Below are 5,044 nucleotides of genomic sequence, written 5' to 3'. Positions count from 1 at the left end.
CCATCGCCGGCATGATCGCGGACGAAGCCGCCATCGGCGTGATGAACCATAAAACGACCGCCGTGCGCGTTATCCCAGCCCCTGGCACCAAGGCTGGCGACGAGGTCAACTTCGGCGGCCTTCTGGGCTACGCTCCGGTCATCCCGGTCAACCAGGTGGGCAACTCCACCTTCATCAACCGCGGTGGCTTTATTCCGGCGCCGGTGCACGGTTTCCGCAACTAGTCAGCGCACGAAAGTCTGCATCGCCGCCCAAAGCAATGGGGTGTCCTTAACGTGGCCGTCGCGAAACCACGCTTCCGCACGGTCACGTTGCCACAAGTTCATTGCACGCGCCGGATTAGATGAATCTAATGCTTCATCGGCTGCAAGAATCAGTCGCCGCAACGGTGTAGAGGGAAGGTATGAATCCGTGGGTATCGTCCACGAAGCAGCGATGACGTACTGAGCGCCCCGCAAATGCGCGGCCAAAGACAAACCCATGGGTTCGAGAAAAGTATGGTCGGTACCAGAACCACACCCAATGAATGCCACGTGTTCAGGGAACACGAACTCTTCATCGCTTAGAATCTCACCGGCGGTCAACGGATCGTGCTGCCCCGTGTCATCAACACAACACAAGTGGAGTGCTGATGATGCCCCTGAGGAGGTGAGGTCCTGTCCCACGCTAACGTGTCCCACGTACAGAAAAGCGGAAGCTTTAGGCAGTACGGACTTGAGCCACCGGCGATCTAGATCACTACGTCTAGCTAGTTCAGAGAAAACGGTCGCTGTGGGAATAAGGTTTCCAGTTCGCCGCCCTAAAAGTGCTGCTAGTTCATCGTTGTCTTGGGGTGGTCCCAGGACCGAGCCCAGCGCCGAAGTCGGTTGGTATCCAGGAACTTTAGGATCGATGACAGCTACAACCCCGCGCCGTGTTCCGTTAACACGCAAACGCGAAGCTCCTTTATCGCGGCGTTTCGCAAGGCGGGAAGCATTGCGGGGAATAGCTATAGCGACGTCCGCAAAGTCCAAAAGTAGCGTACGATGATTTCCTGCAGTTTCTGTTTGAATACGCAGGAGTGCCCATGGAATCCGAGCTGCAGTTGGAGATACATGGATCTTCATGCAAACGCGCTCGGCGCCATGCCCAGAACGTCGAATTAACGCTTGGGTCAGTTCAGTGGGAAGAAGACCATCAGCTAGTCTTGCCCCAAAATCCGCCGATTCTTGTGGAGAGGCCAATGGACCACTCAAGGCGCGGTCGAGCGCTTCCTCCGCAGATTCAGCAGGGCGAGCATTGGGCAATGCCTCCTCATAAAAGTTGAGAAGAGTCTGGCGTAGCGCTGGGTCAAGACGAGACGCGTGCGCGTCTTCCTCTCCTTCCCAGCGCCACGTGATCCAGCAAGTGCTTGCCTCAGCAAACCACAAGGTCAGGACTTGTTGCCCACTCACCACGTCTTACCTTGATTAACCGCAGGTAATCTTTAATTCGAACGGCTTCGTTTCCATGCTGGTCGGGTTTTGTGGATCGGTCACAATGCCCTCACCCGACACGGTGTAGCTGTCGCCTTCCTTCGTCGCCGTAGCGGAGCCCATCGGGCTACCCTCAGCGTAGGCCAGGGTATTTCCATCTGCATCCATCATTCCGACACCCTTCACCGTGGGGTTATCATCGGTGGAAAGCATTGCGGAGATACCAGCTGTACCGGAACCTACTGCGAGATTCATCGTGCCAGCTGCCTCCTGGCATACGATGGTTTCGTCTTCTACCACGATGGCCTGGCCATCAACTGTGGCTTCATAGCTTCCACCGATTGAAGCGGTCTTCGCATCTGCATTTGCAGACTCATCTTCGCTGTCGTTTGATTCTGCATTCGCATCAGAATCTGTACTAGAGTCTTCAGTCTTTTCAGCCTCGTTGGCAGCAACTTCGGTGGTAGCGTCCGCAGACTTTTCGCCGTTGTCGCCTTCAGATTGAGAACAGGCAGCGAGCGTTGTCAACGAGACGGCGGCAAGAAGAGATACGAGAGACTTAGTGATCTTCACTGGAGTTCCTTTCTTTGCATTTAGCTGTGCATTCGAGTGCCAGCTAGCCTCAGTATTGGAGAATGCTAGCTCTACCACTCACAAAACTGGTCCCCCAAAGGGGGGGATTCGATGTCTTCAATCAGTAAAGAGCAACGCACTCTTCGGCAAAGCTCAACCTGTCGCGAGCTCGCAGTCGCTCCTGAGCAAAGGCCCTAATACGGTTGCGCACTTCCTGGCTCTCGTTGACATCAACCCCAACTTGTACGACCACGTCAGTCCAATCTTGAAGCCATACCTCAGCTACCGTGAGACCTAACGGCACAGACGCGAACCCCCGCTTGTCGAGATATCCGTGGGCTAATTCCTCAGGTCCGCGAAGCACCCGCACCTCAAGGCCTTCACCGTTTGACTGCTTATCAGCGAGTAATACTTGGATGTCTAGCACCGGATTCGGAGCCGCTTCGACATGCCAGTGAACGGGATTCTCTGTCGCATCAACTACATGTGCTGGCAGCCCTTGCCACGCCGGGGAGGATGTACCACTAAAAATGGGGCCCGTGATCGCACACTCTTGAACTGTGCCCGCGACCAAAGCATAGTCAGATTGTGCCTGGTTGTCCCTTGTTCTGTTTAAGGACACTGAGGTGTCCTCAGTACGAGAAAACTGATACCCGTCGACGATTGTTTCTACCTGCATAGCCACGTCGTTCATCTCACGAACCAGCCCCTCATCACTCAGCTTGGGTACCCCATCAACGGCACTGGTCGGCCACCAATCTCGTAGCCACTGGCCATGAGCGAGCTTTCGAAGCGCCAGTAACGTCTCCAGATTCCATTGAGCAGCGACATTGAATGCTTTTCGCATGTTGGGGTTCTGCGCCGACTGTACAAATTCAACATGGGCAGGCTCTCCGATGAGTTCCCACAGCCAATCGCATTCGTCTTCGTCAGTGATCGTGATGCGTGGCCGGCTCCTTTCGGGCTCGTCGATATTCCACTCCAATAGCGCTCCCCTAGCTTCAACAGCTTGGATAAGTGGAAACTCTGAGAAACTAATAACGCCCGATGACCAGGCTCCATCTTTCAATGTCCACTTCATCAGGAGCTCCTCTCAAGAGACTTACGGATTCTTGCGCGGTGGTCAAGAATGACAGAACGGGTAATGCCGGTCAGCAATTCTTTAGGGCTTTCAGCCGGGGGACGTGGCCTAATTTCGCGACCGTGTAGTCGAGACCATAAGCGGTTCAACCAAGGCTTCCAGAAATCTTGCAAATCAGCAACGATCTTGGTTTGGTCAGCATGGATGGCTCCCCCAGCACATAATTGCCGTCGCAAGTGCATTACATATGCCTCCCTCCGTATTCTTTGCTGGAGCTCGCCTACAAACCCCTCTGCCGCTCCGACGTCGTCAGAATCAACGTGAAGCAGCGGAGTTAGCTGAGGTGCTATCACCGTGCCAACAAGGAATAGCGCTTGGCTTCGGGCATCGTGGAGGCCAAATGCATCCACTGCCCTTTCAATCTCTTCGATCACGATTTCCGCAGCTCCGACCTCAGAGTCTGCGTCCCGATGCCGAATTAACGCTGCCCGCACGCGCTGCTCAATGGTGCGGTCAAGCGGAAGAAATGCCGAACCTAACAACTCCGGTGGAACAAGGGGATCCTTCTCAGAAAGAGAAACTGTTTGCGTTTTAGGGACAATAGCTTCCAGAAACTTCTCAATAATTCCTTCTTGATCTCGCATTTCAAAAGCGATAGCCCGAACGTCTTCTGTAGCCACAAAGGCTTCAAGACTCTCCCCTGACTGATCAAGAAGAGCAAGCGCTAGCCGTTCACTAAGTCCATGAGTTTGAGGGGGTACTCTTCTGTTGTACCAAGAGGAAGTCCATGTCTTCTCCGCATAGTCATGCGTTTCCTTTGACCTCAGCACCTCCATCACTTCTCTCGTGCTGGGGCCAATCGTGTGTATGGAATCTAGTAGTGCACTAACGAGCTCGCTTACATCGCCCTCGGGGGCTCCCCTAGTAATGGCGAGCTCATAAGCTCGGGGATAATAAAGCTCCTGGGGATTCCCTTCCGAGATTCCCAGTGCTTGTCTCATTTCCTTGAACTCGAGATACCACAAGGACGTCCATGACAACGCCTCTCGGGAATCAACCAGAAGCTGGTACATCTCGGCAGCGTCCGCGGGGTTCAACAGTGCCTTGGCGAGATGCTTTCGTTCCCGCGGCCTAAAAACTAGTGGATCAAGTAGACATTTCTGTGTTCGTGCCAGAGGCAGACCCTTCTTATTTACTAGCGCAGGTGCGTCAATCTCTGCGGCGGTCCACGCATCCGCAATTACTGCAGTGCGTGGTCTCAAGTTAGCCATGGGCTTCGTTACCTCTCAACATAAGTGTCCAAATCATCGACAACAAATTCCAATCTGTGCTGAGATTATAGTGTGTTCGATTCCATAAAAGTGCGTACTTCGGCACGAGCTTTCAGAGCTCGATGTGAGGAAGCAAGCTCGAAAATGCGGGCTGGCGACGATTCGTGGCGAGAAACCCCTGTCCATTGGAATTCCACGAAATTAACTAATTCGGAACAGTGTTCTAAGGGTGTCTCTGAGCTCAGCAACCTGCTCTTAGAATTTCCTCAAGTCACTCGTGAAGCCAACCTTGCTTTGTCCATCGACGTTCTCCACGGAGCCCTTTCCACTATTGAGAGGAAAAAGCTAAGGGTCGACGACCCGTCTCAGTTGATGCGCCTCGAAGACCAACAATGGGTAATCACATTCAGCGTCGCTCAATCGCTTCGTTTCGCCAATAAGCTAGAGGAAGCCGAAAAGAGAGTCGCTGCACTCGAAGAACTAGCTCCGCGAACACTTGAACCTGTACAACGCACTTTCCTAACAAAAATTGAACGTGCTGCGTTGTTTATGTGCCAAGGACAACACAATCAGGCCGCTATAGCCTATCGAAACATACAAGCCTTAGCTCGAAGTCTCGGCACTTCTTATCTTTGAGGTTACCCTCGTTTAGTGGACACCCTATT

At 53.4% G+C, this 5,044-nt stretch carries 5 protein-coding genes; 1 reads left to right on the top strand and 4 read right to left on the bottom strand.

Translation table 11 applies throughout. The features are described 5' to 3' along the window. Positions 1 to 224: DUF711 family protein (locus HMPREF2526_RS12350; protein WP_148139574.1), on the top strand; the 224-nt coding region annotated here is incomplete at its 5' end. Here the strand turns inward: HMPREF2526_RS12350 and HMPREF2526_RS13095 are convergent. The 4 genes from HMPREF2526_RS13095 to HMPREF2526_RS13315 form a co-directional block, all read right to left on the bottom strand. Next, the gene (locus HMPREF2526_RS13095; RefSeq protein ID WP_158010568.1) at positions 225 to 1,433 is read right to left on the bottom strand and encodes a CHAT domain-containing protein; all 1,209 of its coding nucleotides are present in this window, start codon (positions 1,431 to 1,433) and stop codon (positions 225 to 227) included. Positions 1,434 to 1,448: 15 nt separating this feature from the next. Continuing rightward, positions 1,449 to 2,027 carry a lipoprotein LpqH gene (locus HMPREF2526_RS12345; RefSeq protein WP_070547412.1) on the bottom strand — a complete coding sequence of 193 codons (579 nt, stop codon included), beginning with the start codon at positions 2,025 to 2,027 and terminating at the stop codon, positions 1,449 to 1,451. A 121-nt stretch (positions 2,028 to 2,148) separates the two neighbouring features. Next, the gene (locus tag HMPREF2526_RS12340; protein WP_070547411.1) at positions 2,149 to 3,108 is read right to left on the bottom strand and encodes a hypothetical protein; all 960 of its coding nucleotides are present in this window, start codon (positions 3,106 to 3,108) and stop codon (positions 2,149 to 2,151) included. Next, the gene (locus HMPREF2526_RS13315) at positions 3,108 to 3,788 is read right to left on the bottom strand and encodes a hypothetical protein (RefSeq protein ID WP_141759829.1); all 681 of its coding nucleotides are present in this window, start codon (positions 3,786 to 3,788) and stop codon (positions 3,108 to 3,110) included. Before HMPREF2526_RS13315 ends, HMPREF2526_RS12340 begins: the two co-directional genes overlap by 1 nt. Between the last annotated feature and the right edge of the window lie 1,256 nt (positions 3,789 to 5,044).

Origin of the sequence: Corynebacterium sp. HMSC070E08, assembly GCF_001808895.1 — a bacterium.
GTDB lineage: Bacteria > Actinomycetota > Actinomycetes > Mycobacteriales > Mycobacteriaceae > Corynebacterium > Corynebacterium hiratae.
This window is presented reverse-complemented; position numbering and strand designations above follow the sequence as displayed.